Here is a 16,585-nt window from a genome sequence, read left to right on the forward strand (position 1 = left end):
GGGCTAAAGAATAGCGATAATCCGGTTTCACAAACAAGAATGGATCCAAAGAATGAAATGCGCGTTGTCTCACGGAGTACATGATGTTTTTCGCGGGGGCGTGTATGCTTGTGTCAGTTTGTACAGCATAAACAACAGGTTCATTGTGGTTACAGGTAAACACGCTGTTATCAGTATTCTGAGAAACAAAATCCTTTCCGGTGATTTTGCTCCGGGTGAGCGACTGGCGGAAATCCCCACCGCAGAAGCGCTGGGTGTATCACGCACCCCGGTACGTATTGCATTCAGACAGTTAGCGCAGGAAGGACTGCTTACCAAACTCCCGCGACGTGGTTATCAGGTTCGTCATCTTAATCAGGAAGATATAAACGGCTCTGTGGAAGTGCGTGGCGTGCTGGAAGGACTGGCCGCGCGGCTGGCGGCAGAGAAAGGCCTTAGCGAAGCGCATCAGGCACAGTTAGCAGAATGCCTGCATGAGGGCGATGAGATTTTTGCTGACGGCGAACTCACCGATGATGATGTTCAGCGTTATGTAGAGATGAACAACACCTTCCACTCGGTGATCCTTGAAGCCAGCTGCAATCCTGCCATTGCGGCGGCATTACAGCCCAACGAGTTTTTACCCATGGCCTCGGTCAGCGCCATGGTATTTGATCCGAAAGACAGCGCCAGGGAATACCGGCGCCTGCTTTACGCACACCAGCAGCACTATGCCATTGTTGATGCGTTGCTAAACCGTCAGGGAGCGCGTGCCGAAGCCTTAATGAAAGAACACGCCCATGCTGCACTGGTGCGGTTTGATGCTGTGCGGGACTCTTCATCCGTGAAAGTGTACCGGTTAGCCGGGCAAAAGTGAGCAAAGAGGGGCCGGCAGAGAATTGATGCCGACGCCGGCAACAGTACATGGCACCTGAGAAACAACCCGGGAGCGATGTCCTTTCCCCGTTGTGTCGTTAGCGAATAGCATATCGCCCGGTTTCATCAGGAATGTAGCGCCGGACTCAACTTCCACTTCCCATTCACCGGTTAATACAATCGACAATAACGGCGATGTCACGGTATGCCAGTCACCAAAATCTCCCCGGGTTCCGGTGATCACACACCAGCTCTCTGCTGCATCATGATAGAACGGAGAGGGGGGAAAGACGTGCGGCAACGATGATTCCATCGCTGCCGAAAGTCCGTTCTCGTCACAGTAAACGGTAATAATCCGTGCCATCAGGCAGCATGGCCCTTCGCGGAGGGCTTTTCCCAGATAACGGGAAAGTACTCGCCTTCCGGTGCTTTCCCTTCCGGTAAGTCGGTGACATCCGGAATAGGCGCTTTATAGGGCGTGTTCCACCAGGTCACATCACTGCCAAATACGCGTACAGCTAACCCGCTTCTGGGCAACGTTTCTGAAAAGTTACCTTTCGAGAAGTGTGGTGTCATAGGATGAAAAATCACCGCATCACCCGGCTGCATGTCAAAGCCCACGAACTCAAAAGGGAAATCAGGATTGTTCCGTTCTTCTTCAAAATTGGGGCACAAACCTGCCCCCTGATCCGGAGCAAAGCCATAGTGAATATCGTTTTCAATACAATGTTTATGATAGCCGGCAAGGAACTCTACACGACCGTTTTCACTGCTGACCGGGTCAAGTGCAACCCAGATATTCGGCGCCATTTCACCTTTAACCGGCCATGCGGATTCATCGTTGTGCCAGGGCATGATTTTAGGAGACTGAGGCGGCTTGACGAACAAATGATCGTGGTAGATTCGGATGAAATCAGCACCGATGGTTTCGCCAACAATCTGACCTAACGGGGACTGCATAATAAAATCCCGCACCGGACCGGGCTTGCGCCACATGTAACACACAGAGATCATTCCTGCACTGTGAGAGGGCCCTGTCACGCCAAAATCTTCCGGCGCTTTTCGCACATCTTCAATATGTGACTTCAATAATTGGATCCATTCGCTGTCGAACATCTGACGAAGACACACCACGCCATCCCGTTGATAGACCGCTTTATCCTCTTCAGTCACCGCGTTAAGAGGTTCAGAATTCATGACTTACTCCTTTTCCATAATCGTAGTTTTGTCACGCAGTGCCGCCAGGTCATCTGCTGTCAGGCGGTAGCGGGACATAAAGAAAATACTCAGTAACTGAATGAGAGCGGGCAGGATTGCAATACAGAAATACAATGCCGTTTTGGCAGATTCAGGCTGTGCTACCGCAACGCCATCGGTAGACTCCAGATAGCCCATTATTCCCAGGAACATCCCGACAAAGGCCACGCCCAGTGCGCCGGATAATTTTTCCGTCAGAATGTACAACCCGGTGAACATGCCTGCCCTGTCTGTACCATTTTTCAACGCGTCATATTCCAGCGTATCCGGCAGCATGGACTGGCTGAGCAAAAAAGTACCACCACCGGCTATCCCAATAACAACCGCTCTCACAGCGATGGACCAGGCCGCTTCACCGGGTCCTGCCAACAGCCAGCTTAGATGGGTCAGGCCGAACAACAGACAGGCCAGCATGAAACCGTGTTGCTTGCCCCACCGCTTAGCTACAAATAACCAAACGGGCTGCGAACAAATCAGCGCAACCGACTGAATGCCCATGTAAAAACCAATCATTGCATCTGACACCTGCAACACGTGTTTGGTGAAAAATGCAAAAGTTGAAAGCGTTAAGGTGAGTACAAAGAAGTAGCTTAGTTTGGCACTCATCAGCCACATGAAAGGCTTATTCGCCAACGCAGATTTAAGTTGTTCAAAGAATGGCGGATAATTGGTTTGGCGAACTACTTTTCGTTCCGGCGCGATACGCAGGCACCACACGCTGGCTAAAACGGTCACTCCGGCAACCAGTCCCAAAAATAGCGATATTTTCATGTGACCGGCTTTATCTGCGCCCCAGTAAGCCAGAAGTGCCGGGGCAAGCGACAGCCCGATCATTGTGCCTACCGAAGAAAAGATAACCCGGTAAGACATCAGTTCTGTCCGCTCGTTATAGTTGGCGGTAAGACTTGCCGGCATGGTCATATATGGCACCATATACATGGTATAGGTAGTCGCATAGAGCAGCTTTCCGGCAAGCAGGTAGATAATCAGGGCGGTCATGCTTAATGACGGTGCCGCAAACAGGTAAATTATCACCAGCGCGCTCAGCAGCCCGCCTCCCAGCAACCAGGGAAGCCGCTGGCCCCAGGGCGTCCGGATACGGTCGGACAGAATTCCCATCAGTGGATCACTGAACGCATCCCAGACTTTCGCCACGGCAAAGATCGTGGCTGCGACCGAAGCCGCTACGCCCAGCGAGTCGGTCATAAAGCGCAGCAGCAATACACTGATTGCCATGTTGAGCACGGTTAACGGCAGAGAACCCAGACCCCAGCCCAGCTTTATGCGCCATGGCAAACTTTGTTTAGCAGGCGTTTCTCCGGCGGTAACCTGTGGCTGAGCCGTCTGTGTAGCTTCCATAATTACTGATCCCGCAGAAGAGAAGAAAGATAGGAGTCACCGGCAGCCGGGCAAAAAGATTTGTCCAGTTGTACGGAGATACCGAACTGCCCGTCCGGGCCTGCTCCGGATTTATGACCGCTGCCGGTGCAATCTTCGGCAAACAGAATGTCGCCCTGCACCAGTTCGAAGCGCCGGCCATCCCGCAATACAACCACCAGCGTACCAAACATGGGAATGATCAGGTTAGGCTGGTTGGCAACGTGCCAGTCCATTAGCAAATTGGGCTCCATGCCGCCTATGGTGACCCGCGCAGCATCATGTCGGATAAGGTAATGGGAGACCCGTTTTGTCGCGCTGTTCAGCGGAATTTCCCGCATGTCAGCGAGCCCGTCCTCGTTGGTGAACAAATTGAAGAAGCGGTTTGGCCACTTTTCACCGGCAGTCACCGCAGAAAGTGTATCTGCCTGTACTTTCATGGCAGGGAGCATCATTGCAGACGCCGCACCGGCTACAGCTGTGCTCAGAAAGTGTCGACGGGTGTTATTGTTTTTTTCCATTTCAGCGTCCTCGTGGCTGTTCTCTATACATTTTGATTATTTAATGGCATGGTTAATTTGTCTAACTCATAATGAGCATGCAAATAATGAACTCAATTCATAACGGAAAGTTCGATCTCAATCTGTTAGTTGTTTTCGATGCTATTTATCGTACAGGCAGTATTACCCGGGCTGCACAGTCGCTTCATCTGAGCCAGTCTGCGGTCAGCCATGCGCTTAACCGCCTGCGGGATATTGTTGAAGACCCCTTGTTTATTAAAGTCCCCAAAGGCGTTGTACCATCAGACTATGCCCACAGAATCGCGCCGTCTTTGCAATTCAGTCTGGAGTCGCTCTCGACGGTACTGGTGAACGAGAAAGACTTTGATCCTGCCAGTGCCAGCAGCACCGTAACCATCGGTGTGTCACAAATGGATCAGTTACTGTTCCTGGCACCGCTCTTCAAAAAGATGGGCTCTCAGGCTCCGGGGATGAACCTTCGTGTTCATCCGGTGTTGCCTGATTTGTTTCTGGATGCACTGGATAAAAAGCATGTGGATATGCTTTGTGTTATTCAGTCACTGTCCTCACTGGATTTACCCAACCGTATTCGTAAAACATGCTTATTTGAAGACGACCTGGTATGTGTAATGTCTGCCCGTCATCCTCTTGCCGGAAAAACATTGACCCTGGAAGGTTATGTCTCAACGCCTCATCTCATCATGGCAACCGGCCATGTTGAGAAAACCTGGATTGATGATTTACTGACAGGAAAAGGCTTAAAGCGCCGTGTCGGGCTGGTCGCCCCCCACCCGTCTGCCGTAGCCCATGTTGTGCCGCAAAGCGACCTGGTGTGCACGCTGGCGAGAAGCATTGCTTTACCCTATGTGAACCATCCTGATTTTTATGTGACCGCCGCCCCTTTCAGCTGGAATGAACCTCATGAAGGACTGCTCATGTGGCACGGGCGCAGTGATAATGACCCTGCCCAGCGGTGGGCCAGAAAGTTGATTGAAGAGGTGTGGCAGGAAAGCTATCAGCCCACCTGACAAGCTGTCAGGTGGCTGGTTCAGCAGAGATCAGACATTCACAAACGTGTCGGGATGCGGCCCCAGACGGCGATTTTCATTCAGCGCATCCATGGCTTTCATATCCTGCTTGCTTAATGAAAAGTCGTAAATATCAATATTTTCACGTATCCGCTCAGGTGTTACCGATTTAGGGATCACGCACACATTGCGCTGTAAATGCCAACGCAGCACTATCTGAGCCGGAGTTTTTCCGTATCCACGGGAAAGCGTACTGACCGTTTTTGAATTAAATACATCCGCACCCCCCTGCGCCAGCGGGCTCCATGCCTGCACGGCAATGTTTTCCTTCTGACACCAGTCCACCAGCTCCGGCTGGGATAGCAGAGGATGTAACTCGATCTGATTCACAACCGGCGTAATACCCGTTTCCTGCTGCAATCGTTGAATATGTTCAGGCTGAAAATTACTCACCCCCACCGACTTCACCAGCCCCTGCTCCTTCGCAGCCAGCAGACCTTTCCAGGCATCAATAAACTGCCCTTGAGACGGCGCCGGCCAGTGGATTAAATATAAATCCACATGGTCCAGTTGCAGCTTAGTCAGACTTTCTTCCAACGCCTGCTGTACCCGCATCTGGTCGGTATTCCACAATTTCGTGGTGATATAAAAAGCTTCCCTGGGCAACCCGCTGTTTTTGAGGGCATGACCCACTCCGGCCTCGTTCCCATAAATACTGGCAGTATCGATCAGGCGGTAACCGTGACCGAAAGCGCAGTCGACGGCGCTTTCCACTTCTTTATTGCTGGCCTGCCACACACCCAGTCCCACAGGAGGCAGTGTGTTGCCATCATGCAAACTATATTTCAACATACGCGTTCAGCTCTTTTCAACGGTTATCAGGTGTGAAGCCCAGTGCGCCCGGGTTGAGCAGGTTTTTCGGATCCAGATAAGACTTGATCGCCTGAATAAGTCCAAAAGACTCGGGTTTCATACCTGTCGCATAGTGATAGGACTTTCCGAGTTGAAAATGTGAGCTACCCAAATCACTGTACAAATCTACTAACTCACTTTTTACCTTATCAACATAAGCTCGAATTTCGAGATTCTCAGGATATTTTGTCAACTTAGCGAAATGCGATGGTACGACAGTTTTCTCATGTAACTCTTTTAATTCGTCCTGCCAAAAAAATACCGGTTCAAGCACAAAAGCGTTGGTCGCAATAGTTGCAAACAAATAGCCTGTAATCACCTTATACTCAGTCAATTTTTCGCGGTGACGTTCAAAAACTGCTTCAGACGCTTTCCAGGCATCAACAATCTTAGAATGTGGAAATAAACCATGAACAGGCACCCAACGCTCGCCACTAGGTCCGACAGAATTATTGAGCGGCCCAAAAGGGTTTGCTCTCAAGACTTTTGGAATTGTGCTTTCAATTTCACGACCATTGAACTTTTTTATAATCTGCCGGACTTTATCGGCTTTCAAATTGGCAGACTGCTCACTACTTTCTTCAATAATGACCTGAATAGTAAAGCCCAGATCGTCCATATAGCTCCTTCCGGCCAGCGCAATTTTTGCACCGCCAACAAGTGCCTTTTTAAAAGAACCAGCCGACTTCATAAAACCCGCCAACGCTTTTGCGTCGGTTAACAGACTTTCCCGCTTCTTGCGTTGTTCTTGTAGGGATGGGTCAAAACCAAAACACTCCATGGCAAGTCCCTGACGGGAAATCTCACTCATCGCTTCCAATGCGTCGCTACCAGAACTAAATTCCATAGACACATAGTCTTTTTCTTTTATCAACGGCATAAGGCGCAAGGTTACCGTCCCCTTCATTCCCAACGCCCCATTGTCACCGATAAAAATACCGGTTAGGTCCGGACCGAAATGGCGGAAAAATGGAGAGCCATTTTTTTGCGCGTCCGCGCCGGTTGATATGATAGTGCCATCAGCAATCACAACCTGCATACTGATGATAGAGTCACCGATAGGACCAAATTGACCTGAGCCCCAGAACATGCCATTTTGTGACGCACCGCCACCGGCCGTAGCGTGGATCCCTGACAAAGTTCCCCAAAATGGGGTTCTGAGATTGCGGGCCTCAAGCGCTTCGTGCAACGTCTTCCACGTACATCCAGCTTCAACCGTCACATACATATCCTGCTCATTGATTTCAAGCACCTTATCCATTCGACTGCCATCGATAATGACGGCACCTTCTGCAACGGGAACATAGCCAGAGGTATAAGACATGCCGCCCCCCCGGGGAATAACCACAATGCCGTTCTCAACCAGGGTCTTGATAACCTGACTCAGTTCATCAAGATTGCCGGGCTGAACAACTGCACCCGCGGGTATTGCTTTGGTATATACATCCTGAGCATAAAGCGCGCATGACGCAGGGTCAGTCAGCAGATATTGAGGGCCGGTAATATTCGTAACTGAATCAATCACAGCGGGCGAAATAACGGTATTCATAGGATAGAACTCTCCTGTTTACAGCAGTATCTTGCAATAAAAAAGCAGTACAAACGCACTGCCACTAACTCAGAATGGTTTCGTTGCACCGAGGAAGGCAACGGTAAGAATGCCAATCCAGTAAAGATACGCAAGATAACGGGACATTCTGATTTGTTGCTCCAGACGGGCTTCCAGTACCTCATCTTCTTTTTGTGCCAGTTGCCTGAAAATCACAGTCCACTCACGCATGATAAAACGCAGTTTCAGACCAATCACCAGCAGCCAGGCAAAAATAAATATTTTTGTTGGATACCACATTTGCCCTTCACCGGTGGCAAACGGGCCGTAACCCAGGAAGGTACCGATTGCACAAATCATCATGACTGGAATAAGCACAAAGCGCACACTTTCATCCATTTTGGTCAACCGGATACCCTTATCGGTTTCACGGAAGAAGAATGCCGCCCAGCATAGGCTCAGCCAGATTGCTACCGCAATCCACATTACCACCAGAGTAGTTCCGCCATAGGGTTGCACCCCCCAAATATGACCCATGTGTAAGCCCAGTGGTAATAACAAAATAATACCAGTGCGGGCAAGGATATCGATACGGTATGCGGTTTCTAAATGTCGACGCCTTTCTTCCATCGAAAGCTTACGGTTAACAATGTTGTAAGCCGTCTGAAAGACGCCCCATTCACCACCCAGCCAGTACACCATGGCAACGATGTGAATCCACCGCAATATACTCAGTTCGTACATAATTTCCCCTAAATCCAGAACAATGATGCTATGCGGCAAGTTTATGAGACAGGGGAATCTGGCTGCCTTAACAATTATCAATTCGTGATTAATTGATAAGTAATACAGTGCGTACATGCAAATAAGTAACAACAGCATTTGAATCTAACCCAATTAATGTTTATTGTCATACCTTTAATACATTAAGTGATATTCCGGAGCGTAAGTTATGTATTTAATTAGTCTGCCACACTCGCCCTATGCAGCGCGCTTACGCATGCAAATTCTGGCAAAGGGTCTGGATATTGATATCCGCAAACCGGAAAGCAGCCCTGCCGGCGATGCATTTTCCCGCCTTAATCCTTTAGCCAAAATTCCGGTACTGGTGCTTGATGACGGCCGCACCATTTCAGAATCGGCGGCGATTGCGGAATACATCGAAGACGAATTTGACGGTACACCCTGTTTACCGAAAACCCCGTTTGATAAAGCCAGCGTGCGGACCACAGTCAGCATGGCCAATACCCATATTGCACCGGCGCTGTTTGCACTTTTCAAACAAGCCGGCAAGCCCTTATCCAATGAAGACAGCGCCATCCTGTGGCAACCACTGGAGCTGTTACTTTCACGCTGGCAGAGCTGGCGTATCAGCCGTGGTGAAAGTACGACGCCCTGGCACACCGGCGATTTCGCGATGGCGACCAATGCCTGGTACATCGAAACCCTGGCACTCAAATTTAACCGCCCGTCTCCACTGATGTTTCACGCTGAATTACACAAGTGGTGGCAGGCCTGTCAGGCGTCTTCCTGCATCGCCCCCGTGTTAGAGGAAATGCAGGCAGGGTTTGCGGCTTTTACAAAAAAATAAGACCCGAATAAAACGAACAAGAGAGGAATCTGGGATGACAATCAACCGGCAAATACGCCTGAAAAAACACATAAAGCAAGGCGAAGCCGTCAGTATGGATTTATTTGAGGTGACGGAGTCTGAAGTGCCCGCACTGAAAGACGGTGAGTTTCTGGTAAAAACCGATGCTCTTGGCTTTTCACCTGCCCAGCGAGCTTATCTTATGGGTGAAGCCAGCCGTTTCCACGAGCCAATTGAAATTGGTGATGTAATGCGTGGCCGTGGTGTAGGTACGGTTATCGCTTCCAGACATGAAGATTTTAAAGAAGGGGAAGTCGTTGCCTGCTCAACCGGCTGGCAGGACTACTCTGTTCAGAGTGGCGACACTGAAGGCCTGCTGGTGAAAACACTGCAAAAGGTCACGAATCCGCAAACGCCTTTATATCTGCACCTTGGCATTCTGGGCTCTTCCGGCTTTTCAGCTTACTTCGGCTTCCTCGATATCGGTAAGCCGGTTGCCGGTGATACCGTAGTCGTCTCTGCTGCTGCCGGCGGTGTAGGCTCGATTGTGGCGCAAATCGCCAAAATTAAAGGCTGTAACGTCATTGGCATTGCCGGAGGCCCGGAAAAATGTCAGTGGCTAAAAGACGTAGTGGGTGTCGACCAGACCATTGATTATAAATCTGAAGATTTATACGAGCGTTTTGAAACCTTGTGCCCCGACGGTATCGACGTGTATTTCGATAATGTGGGCGGTGACACGCTGGATGCGGCAATGAAGAATATTGCTCTGCGCGGCCGCGCGGTTATCTGCGGACAGATTGCCACTGAATATACCGATCCACCGTTACCCGGTCCGCGCTACTACTACAACGTGATTTACAAACGCGCACGCATGGAAGGCTTTTTCGTGTGGGATTACCACGAGTCATTCCCGGGTGCAGAACAGGAACTGATCGACTGGTATCACAGCGGACAGATGAAATCCACGGAAGTAGTTTACGACGGCTTACTGTCTGCCCCCGCCGCCCTTGAGAGTCTGTTTAACGGCGCCGATTGCGGCATCCGCGTTGTACAATTATAGGAGCTGACATGGAAAGAGATATATTAGGTTACCGCGCCCGCTTTGGCGTACTGGGTCCTTCAACCAACACAATTGTAGAACCTGAATTTTCAGAAATGCGTCCGGCAGGCGTAACGAATCACTACAGCCGCATTGTGATTAAAAATGCCAGTGCCATTTCTAATGAAACCTTTATGCAGGGAACACTGGAAATCGACCGTAAAACCTACGAAGCAGTAGAAGGTGTGCTCACCATGGGCCCTGACTACCTGGTGATGGGTATGTCTGCGGTTACCTTTTACGGTGGTGCTGAAGGCGCACAGAAATGGAAAGACAATATCCAGTCTAAATCCGGTCTGAAAATTTCTCTGGGTTCTGAAGCTGTTGCCGCAGCTTTGAAAGCTCACGGCAACATTAAAAAAATCGCCTTCCTGTCACCATACTATCCGGTGGCGAATGCCGAAGTGGCAAACTACCTCAGCGACCACGGCTATGAAACAGTGCGGGATAAACCTCTTCAATGTCCTAGCTGGCACGATATTGCCCGGGTAACGCCCTCAACGGTTCGCGAAACCGTTAACGCGCTGAACGGAGATGACGTTGACGCCATCGTGCAGGTAGGTACGAACCTGTGTATGGCCAGACAAGCTGAACGTCTGGAGATGGAGCTGAACAAGCCGGTTATCGCTATTAACACTGCCACATACTGGCATGCTCTGCGTGCCAACGGTATTGAAGATAAAATTTCCGGCTTTGGCCGTTTGCTGTCTGAGTTTTAAATAAAAACGCAGGTGGGTTGTAAGCTCACCTGCCTTATCTAAACACGTTGCCCGCCAAAAATATCGGCTACTCCGGTGTAAATGCCTGTCTGAAGTCACTGATAAAATCTTTTGCGCCTCTTGCAGGACGACCAAGCAAATCTGAAACAACAGACGTGGTATATCCGTGTTGCGCGTTAGCCAGAAAATTAATTTCCTCACAAACCGCATTCACCCGCCATTTATCTTCAACAACCTGATCCAGCCTGGCTCTGAAGTCTTCCAATGGTGTGCTTGTATAGGTTATCTCTCTACCGAGCTCTTTACTGAGAATTGCGGCGACAGTTTCAAAAGAAACCAGCTCCGGCCCTGTAATATCGTAACTTTTCCCGCTGTGTCCCGATGTGGTCAGCACATGAGCAGCTACCTCCGCAACATCTCTTGCATCTGTCATTGCGACAACGCCGTTTGACATGGGAAATGCGAGCTTATCAGCTTTTACGATGCCCTCTGCACAGAGAAATAACATCTGAGAGAAAAAGGTTGGCCTGAGCATCACCCAGTTAAGCCTCGAACGCTTTAAATACTGCTCACTTTCAACATGCAGTTTCGGGATAGGTTTATCTGAATCCGGCAGTGCTTCCAGCGAGGATTGCTTCACCACCAGACTGACGCCTTTCTCCAGCGCCATATTGATAATTAATTTTTCCAGAAAAAGCTGATGTTCGCTGTTGCCCAGCAACATATACACTTTATCCACCCGCTCAAACGCCTGACTGAGAATATGGTAGTTATCGATTTCTCCCTCAACAACATCCACACCCTGCAACCGCAGCTCTCTGACCTTTTTGGCGTTACGCACCATGATCCTCAATTTTTCGCCTTTTTTAAGGAGCTGCGAAATCAATGCTCTTCCTGTTCTGCCTGTCGATCCAAATACCAGTATCATTTTTCCCGTGCCTCTGATTATTGTTATTTTATTAGCTGGCTGCTGCCAGTTGGTTTCGTGCAGTGAAATCAGCAACCTGACTGCCCACCAGCGCCAGTTGAGCGGCAATGTCAGCATCGGTGACCTGCATGCCATCGAACAGCCCGCTACTGACTTTGATACCGGCACCGAAAGGCGTCGGCCAGCCGCGCAAGGCATGCACTATCGAACGCATGGTGGTTAATGTCGGCCCGATGGCTTGCCAGCCGTAGGCATTGACGATCAGGCCCACTGGTACACCGTCCAGATACACTCTGCTGTCTTTTGCCGTCTCCTCGACATAGTCGAGGGCATTTTTCATTAACCCTGACACGGAGCCGTGATAGCAGGGTGTCGCCAGGATCAAGCCATCTGCCTGCCTGATTTTCGCGACAAATTCTGCGGCCTCTGTTGATTGCTCTACAACGCCATAAGCATAGTGAGGCAGTGCCGCCAGCGTATTGCTGCCGATAAGCTCTACATCAGCGCCTCTTTCTTTCGCTGAAGCCAGGGCAACAGCGAGTGCTTTTTCAGTTGATGAGTTTTCAGAGGTCGTGCCTCCGATCCCCACAATTTTCATTGGTCTGGTCATGTTTTTCTCTGTTTGCAGTGTGAATATGAAGGCAAGTTCAGCGCGCATCTTCGGCGCTGACTTTTTGTTTAATCATGGGTATCAAATCCCGTCCGAACAGTCTGACGTCCTGAATGGTGTCAAAGCCGTTGATCAGAAACCGGTCTACGCCGGCGCGGTAATATTCAAGCAGAGCATCAGAGACTTCTTCAGCCGTCCCCACCAGCGCCATTGCCTGTAAGCGCCCTTCAGTGGCCTTTGCAACGCCGGTCCACAAACAGGTGTCCAAACATTCCCCCTGCGAGGCCAGTGCCATTAAATGGCTGGCTGCGAGATCATCCTTTCCCTTATCCCGCCCAATCTTTGTGCCGTCCTGCTGAATTTGCGTCACCCGCTCCAGAACATTTTCTGCCTTCTTCCAGGCTTCTTCTGTGGTGTCGCCGACAATGATCCGCACTGACATTGAGCTCCCCGGGTTACGGCCAAACTCAGCCGCTCTGGCTTTAAACTTTGCGATTAAGGCGCGGGTTTGTTCAAGTGTACCCGGGCCAATGGCATACACATCTGCGCATTCCGCACCCAGCTTTACAGCAAGGTCTGAGGCACCGCCCCAGAAGACAGGCAGAACGGCTTGTACCGGTTTGATTTTGGAAAACGCCTGATTGAAGCGGTACCAGTCACCTTTGAAATCTGCCGGCGAGTGACTTCCCCATATCATTCGTAATACATCGATGTATTCCCGGCTGCGATAGTAGCGCTCTTCTTTACTGGTAAAATCGCCGTCGCATTCCAGTTCTTTGTCGCTGGCGCCGGTAATGATGTGTACCCCCGCTCTGCCACCGGAAAGCTGGTCCAGCGTGGCGAACATGCGGGCAGCCATAGTAGGTGCGATGAATCCCGGACGGTGTGCTACCATGAACTTCAGTTTGCTGGTGACCGCAGCGATATGACTGGCGATGGCAAAGCCGTCCGGCCAGGTAGCTGTCTGACCGATTAACACGCGGTCAAATCCGGCCTCTTCGTGGGCAATGGCGTAATCAACAGCAAATTGTGTATCAAAAACTGTGTCCACCGGACGCAGCTCCGAAGAATCGGCGTAAAAGTGCAATCCTACGATTTCACAAGGCATGATCAGTTCTCCCTCACTAATGGGTGTTTATCTTCTGCTGACAGAAACCGCTGCCAGGCATCCTGTTCAACCTTCAGCAGTGCACAAGCGTCTGCAGCAGGCGCCTGTGCGAACACATCCGAAGGCCACAGTGGATACTGCTGAACCGGGCTGTGTATAGCGGGTTGAAGTTGCGCAAGAAAATTGGTGGCTGGTTTTTTTCGCGCCTCTCGCAACGCGGTAATGTCTATTTCAGCGATGACCAGGTCTTCATCGCCGGCGGCTTTAACAGCGATACTCTTACCGTTGTAATCAAAACAGGCAGATGCTGCCGCTAACTCCCCCTGCACATTCGCCATGGCGAAATACAGTTGATTCTCGAATGCTCTTACGCCTCTTACACTGGCAGCGCCCTCCCGCTGCATATAATCCACACCGGTCAGGGAAGCCACAGAATTAACAATGAGTTCAGCGCCGTTTAAGGCAAGACTGCGGACAGCTTCCGGCCAGTGAGGCTCAGCGCCTATCAGCATGCCGATGTTTCCGAGTTCACAGGCGTATACAGGAAAGAAACCGCTTTCCCCGAATACCCGCGTGTATTGAGTGAATACATCATTCGGACTGGTGCGCAGGGAAATGCCGTAATTTTTCCGGTACACCATGCCAACTTCACCGGAAGGTGTAAGTAATGCGGACGATAAAAAGTATCTGTCGGGAATATCTGGGTGGGTTTCAGCAGCCTGGATAACAACATAAGTGCCGGTGGCAGCAGCCACCTCAGCAAATGCCTCTGTTTCGGGACCGGGCATAGTGACTGATGCCTTCAGCCAGCCCTCATAGTCCATTTGCTGATAGCCGGTAAAGGTGAATTCAGGAAACACGACCACCTTAGCGTTGTAGCACTCTGCCGCATGCTTTATCCGTGCGCAGCACAGCGCGATATTAGCTTGCAGTGTCTTGTTGCAGAGCGTGCCATCTGCATTGAAAGCAGGCCTGACAGGCGCATTACACATTGCGATGTTGTACCGCTCAATAGCTGGCATAACGGGTTCCCTGATCTGTTCCGGATTAAGCTACCTTAGAGACAGGGGTATAATATTTCTACATGAAAATACGCATTGATTATAGAGTTATTCTATAGCAGGATAAGTCATACACTTATATCAAATGCAGCGAGCAAGAATATGGATATCCGCCAGTTACGCAGATTTGTCACCGTGGCCGACTTAGGGAGTTTTAATAAGGCATCTGAAGCGCTGGCTATATCGCAACCGTCTTTGTCACGCAGTATCCAGATGCTCGAAGATGCGCTGGATATAAAGCTGTTTGAAAGAAGTTCCAGAGGAATATATCTGACTGCCCAGGGAGAAGAACTGCTGCCCCATGCAAGGATCATCATGACTGAGCGGGACCGGGCACTGGCAACCATCAATTCTTTGCGTAACAGGCGCGAAGAAAAACTCACCCTCGGGACAGAAAGCATGTTCACGGTAAACCGCCTGCCCGTGGCTATTTCAATGCTGGCAATCAGCGATCCGAATGTTCAGGTGATTGTCAAAGAAGGTAGTTTTCATGAACTGCTGGAACGGGTACGGGAAGGACGATTGCAAATGGCGCTGGGTTCTAAAGCACCGGACCTGGATATGAACGGACTCACCTTTGAAGAGTTGTCTGTAGAAGGCGCCAGCATTCTGCTCAGGGCTAATCATCCGCTGTTGAAAAACGGCAAGCCTTCCCTGAAAAATTTAACCAGAGCACGGTGGATAGTGCCGGATAACCCTGTGATGTATAAACGCTGGGAACAACTTTTTAATATGCACAACCTTCCCCGCCCGCAAATCGGCCTGCGCACCTCGTCCTTTCTGCTGATGAAAGGCTGCCTGCTGAACTGCGACCTGGTTTCAATGGGCAATCACAGAGAATATGCCGATGAAATCAATGCGGGAGAGCTCATCAAAATTGATTTCGGCGAGACCGCTTACATGCGCCCCGTCGGCCTGTTCTGGCGCGCTGAGGCACTGCTCTCCCGTAGTGAAAAAACCTTTATTGCGGCACTGAAGAAAATCAGTCAGTCCTGACCTTTTCTCTGATATACCCCGTCGAGCCATTTTTTCAGATCTTCACCGGTTTTACCGGGCAGTTCCAACATGGGGTAATGACCCACATCGTCGTAGTGGATCACATCGACTTGTGTACTCTGAAAGTCAGCCACGGCTTTTTCCACCAGATATTCCGGCAGTACGGCGTCCCTGTCGCCCCATTGCAATAAGATCGGCGCGGTAACCTGTGAAGCTTCCTCTTTCGCACCTTTCGACCACACCGCAGCCAGATTCGCTTCATAATAGGCCTTCACCAGCGCGAACTTACCCGGGATATTATTGGTTTCGTAATACCAGCGTACGGTTTCCGGTGTCAGCCTGGAAGGCTCACCATACAACCAGCCGAGGAATGCCGAAAAATAGGCTTCCGGTAAGTAACCCGGCGTCCAGTTCTGATGAATATACTGAAAGATATCCACCAGAAAAGGAGGCTCAGAGGTGGGCGGTGCAGACAATGGCAATGTAGAGAGTGCCAGTGCTTTTACCTGTTCAGGATGTTTCGCAGCATATAACACTGAAATCGTTGAACCGCTGGAACTGCCCACCAGAGTAAACTCAGAAATGTTTTGCTGCTGAACAAACTGTTCCAGCAGCGTAACCACACCGGGCATGCCCTTTGAAGGTTCAGGATCATCAGATAATCCGTAAGGTGGCCAGTCTATCCGGATGACACGGTAACCGGTTTTCAGCGCCTCCGCCCAGCCATCGTAAATACGCAGGTTAGTCATTGAACTGTGAAGCATAATGACAGCCGGCCCTTCCCCTTCATCACGAACATGCAGGGTAACATCACCTGTTTTAATAAATTCTGACGGTGCACCGGCATGCTTTGCCTTTACCTCTTCAAGGGAGGGATTCCACCATCCGGCACGCATAGAGCCAATGATGGCCGCTGCAGAAATAAACAACACTGCCAGAACGGCTAAAAACCATTTCAGTAAATAATGCAT

Annotated in this window: 18 protein-coding genes; 6 read left to right on the forward strand and 12 right to left on the reverse strand. The window is 50.3% G+C overall.

The window, feature by feature from the left end; translation table 11 throughout:
- The first annotated feature begins 145 nt into the window (after positions 1-145).
- The gene (locus tag ACXAGC_RS08795; protein ID WP_474844071.1) at positions 146-856 is read left to right on the forward strand and encodes a GntR family transcriptional regulator; all 711 of its coding nucleotides are present in this window, start codon (positions 146-148) and stop codon (positions 854-856) included.
- Here ACXAGC_RS08795 and ACXAGC_RS08800 read toward each other — a convergent pair.
- From ACXAGC_RS08800 to ACXAGC_RS08815, 4 genes are read right to left on the reverse strand one after another with little or no spacing between them, the layout of a single operon-like run.
- Positions 839-1,219, reverse strand: a complete 381-nt coding sequence (locus ACXAGC_RS08800; protein ID WP_474844072.1) for a cupin domain-containing protein — start codon at positions 1,217-1,219, stop codon at positions 839-841. The two genes, ACXAGC_RS08795 and ACXAGC_RS08800, sit on opposite strands and share 18 nt — an antisense overlap.
- Positions 1,219-2,052 carry a phytanoyl-CoA dioxygenase family protein gene (locus ACXAGC_RS08805; protein WP_474844073.1) on the reverse strand — a complete coding sequence of 278 codons (834 nt, stop codon included), beginning with the start codon at positions 2,050-2,052 and terminating at the stop codon, positions 1,219-1,221. The genes ACXAGC_RS08800 and ACXAGC_RS08805 overlap by 1 nt, the downstream gene beginning before the upstream one ends.
- A gap of 3 nt (positions 2,053-2,055) precedes the next feature.
- On the reverse strand, positions 2,056-3,471 hold the full coding sequence (locus ACXAGC_RS08810; protein ID WP_474844074.1) for an MFS transporter: 1,416 nt from the start codon (positions 3,469-3,471) through the stop codon (positions 2,056-2,058).
- Positions 3,472-3,473: 2 nt separating this feature from the next.
- The gene (locus ACXAGC_RS08815; RefSeq protein WP_474844075.1) at positions 3,474-4,010 is read right to left on the reverse strand and encodes a cupin domain-containing protein; all 537 of its coding nucleotides are present in this window, start codon (positions 4,008-4,010) and stop codon (positions 3,474-3,476) included.
- Between the two features lie 86 nt (positions 4,011-4,096).
- On the opposite strand from ACXAGC_RS08815, the gene ACXAGC_RS08820 reads away from it, so the two are divergent.
- Positions 4,097-5,038: a LysR family transcriptional regulator gene (locus ACXAGC_RS08820; RefSeq protein WP_474844076.1), complete on the forward strand. Its 942-nt coding sequence runs from the start codon at positions 4,097-4,099 to the stop codon at positions 5,036-5,038.
- Positions 5,039-5,068: 30 nt separating this feature from the next.
- Here the strand turns inward: ACXAGC_RS08820 and ACXAGC_RS08825 are convergent, their stop codons facing one another.
- From ACXAGC_RS08825 to ACXAGC_RS08835, 3 genes are all read right to left on the reverse strand, one after another.
- Positions 5,069-5,890 (reverse strand): aldo/keto reductase, encoded by an 822-nt coding sequence (locus tag ACXAGC_RS08825; protein ID WP_474844077.1) that lies wholly within the window; start codon positions 5,888-5,890, stop codon positions 5,069-5,071.
- A gap of 16 nt (positions 5,891-5,906) precedes the next feature.
- Positions 5,907-7,499 (reverse strand): FAD-binding oxidoreductase, encoded by a 1,593-nt coding sequence (locus ACXAGC_RS08830; RefSeq protein WP_474844078.1) that lies wholly within the window; start codon positions 7,497-7,499, stop codon positions 5,907-5,909.
- Between the two features lie 69 nt (positions 7,500-7,568).
- Entirely contained in the window at positions 7,569-8,243 is a 675-nt protein-coding gene (locus ACXAGC_RS08835; protein WP_474844079.1) for a hypothetical protein, read from the reverse strand.
- Positions 8,244-8,451: 208 nt separating this feature from the next.
- On the opposite strand from ACXAGC_RS08835, the gene ACXAGC_RS08840 reads away from it, so the two are divergent.
- From ACXAGC_RS08840 to ACXAGC_RS08850, 3 genes are read left to right on the forward strand one after another with little or no spacing between them, the layout of a single operon-like run.
- Entirely contained in the window at positions 8,452-9,090 is a 639-nt protein-coding gene (locus ACXAGC_RS08840) for a glutathione S-transferase family protein (protein WP_474844080.1), read from the forward strand.
- A gap of 34 nt (positions 9,091-9,124) precedes the next feature.
- Complete coding sequence (locus ACXAGC_RS08845; RefSeq protein ID WP_303573209.1) at positions 9,125-10,153, forward strand: NADP-dependent oxidoreductase; 1,029 nt, start codon at positions 9,125-9,127, stop codon at positions 10,151-10,153.
- A gap of 8 nt (positions 10,154-10,161) precedes the next feature.
- A complete protein-coding gene (locus ACXAGC_RS08850; protein ID WP_474844081.1) occupies positions 10,162-10,911 on the forward strand; it encodes a maleate cis-trans isomerase family protein in 750 nt (249 codons plus the stop codon).
- Positions 10,912-10,978: 67 nt separating this feature from the next.
- Here the strand turns inward: ACXAGC_RS08850 and ACXAGC_RS08855 are convergent, their stop codons facing one another.
- Genes ACXAGC_RS08855 through ACXAGC_RS08870 form a run of 4 tightly spaced genes read right to left on the reverse strand, consistent with a single transcriptional unit; the run spans position 10,979 to position 14,579 of the window.
- The gene (locus ACXAGC_RS08855; protein ID WP_474844082.1) at positions 10,979-11,974 is read right to left on the reverse strand and encodes an NmrA family NAD(P)-binding protein; all 996 of its coding nucleotides are present in this window, start codon (positions 11,972-11,974) and stop codon (positions 10,979-10,981) included.
- On the reverse strand, positions 11,871-12,449 hold the full coding sequence (locus tag ACXAGC_RS08860) for an NADPH-dependent FMN reductase (protein ID WP_474844083.1): 579 nt from the start codon (positions 12,447-12,449) through the stop codon (positions 11,871-11,873). Before ACXAGC_RS08860 ends, ACXAGC_RS08855 begins: the two co-directional genes overlap by 104 nt.
- A gap of 37 nt (positions 12,450-12,486) precedes the next feature.
- The gene (locus ACXAGC_RS08865) at positions 12,487-13,557 is read right to left on the reverse strand and encodes an LLM class flavin-dependent oxidoreductase (protein WP_474844084.1); all 1,071 of its coding nucleotides are present in this window, start codon (positions 13,555-13,557) and stop codon (positions 12,487-12,489) included.
- Positions 13,558-13,559: 2 nt separating this feature from the next.
- Positions 13,560-14,579: a carbon-nitrogen hydrolase family protein gene (locus tag ACXAGC_RS08870; RefSeq protein WP_474844085.1), complete on the reverse strand. Its 1,020-nt coding sequence runs from the start codon at positions 14,577-14,579 to the stop codon at positions 13,560-13,562.
- 141 nt (positions 14,580-14,720) lie between these two features.
- Between ACXAGC_RS08870 and ACXAGC_RS08875 the strand changes: the two genes are divergently transcribed.
- Positions 14,721-15,614, forward strand: a complete 894-nt coding sequence (locus ACXAGC_RS08875) for a LysR family transcriptional regulator (protein ID WP_474844086.1) — start codon at positions 14,721-14,723, stop codon at positions 15,612-15,614.
- Here the strand turns inward: ACXAGC_RS08875 and ACXAGC_RS08880 are convergent.
- The gene (locus ACXAGC_RS08880; protein ID WP_474844087.1) at positions 15,605-16,585 is read right to left on the reverse strand and encodes an alpha/beta fold hydrolase; all 981 of its coding nucleotides are present in this window, start codon (positions 16,583-16,585) and stop codon (positions 15,605-15,607) included. The two genes, ACXAGC_RS08875 and ACXAGC_RS08880, sit on opposite strands and share 10 nt — an antisense overlap.

The sequence above is a fragment of the Alteromonas sp. AWJ4_197 genome, from assembly GCF_056160285.1.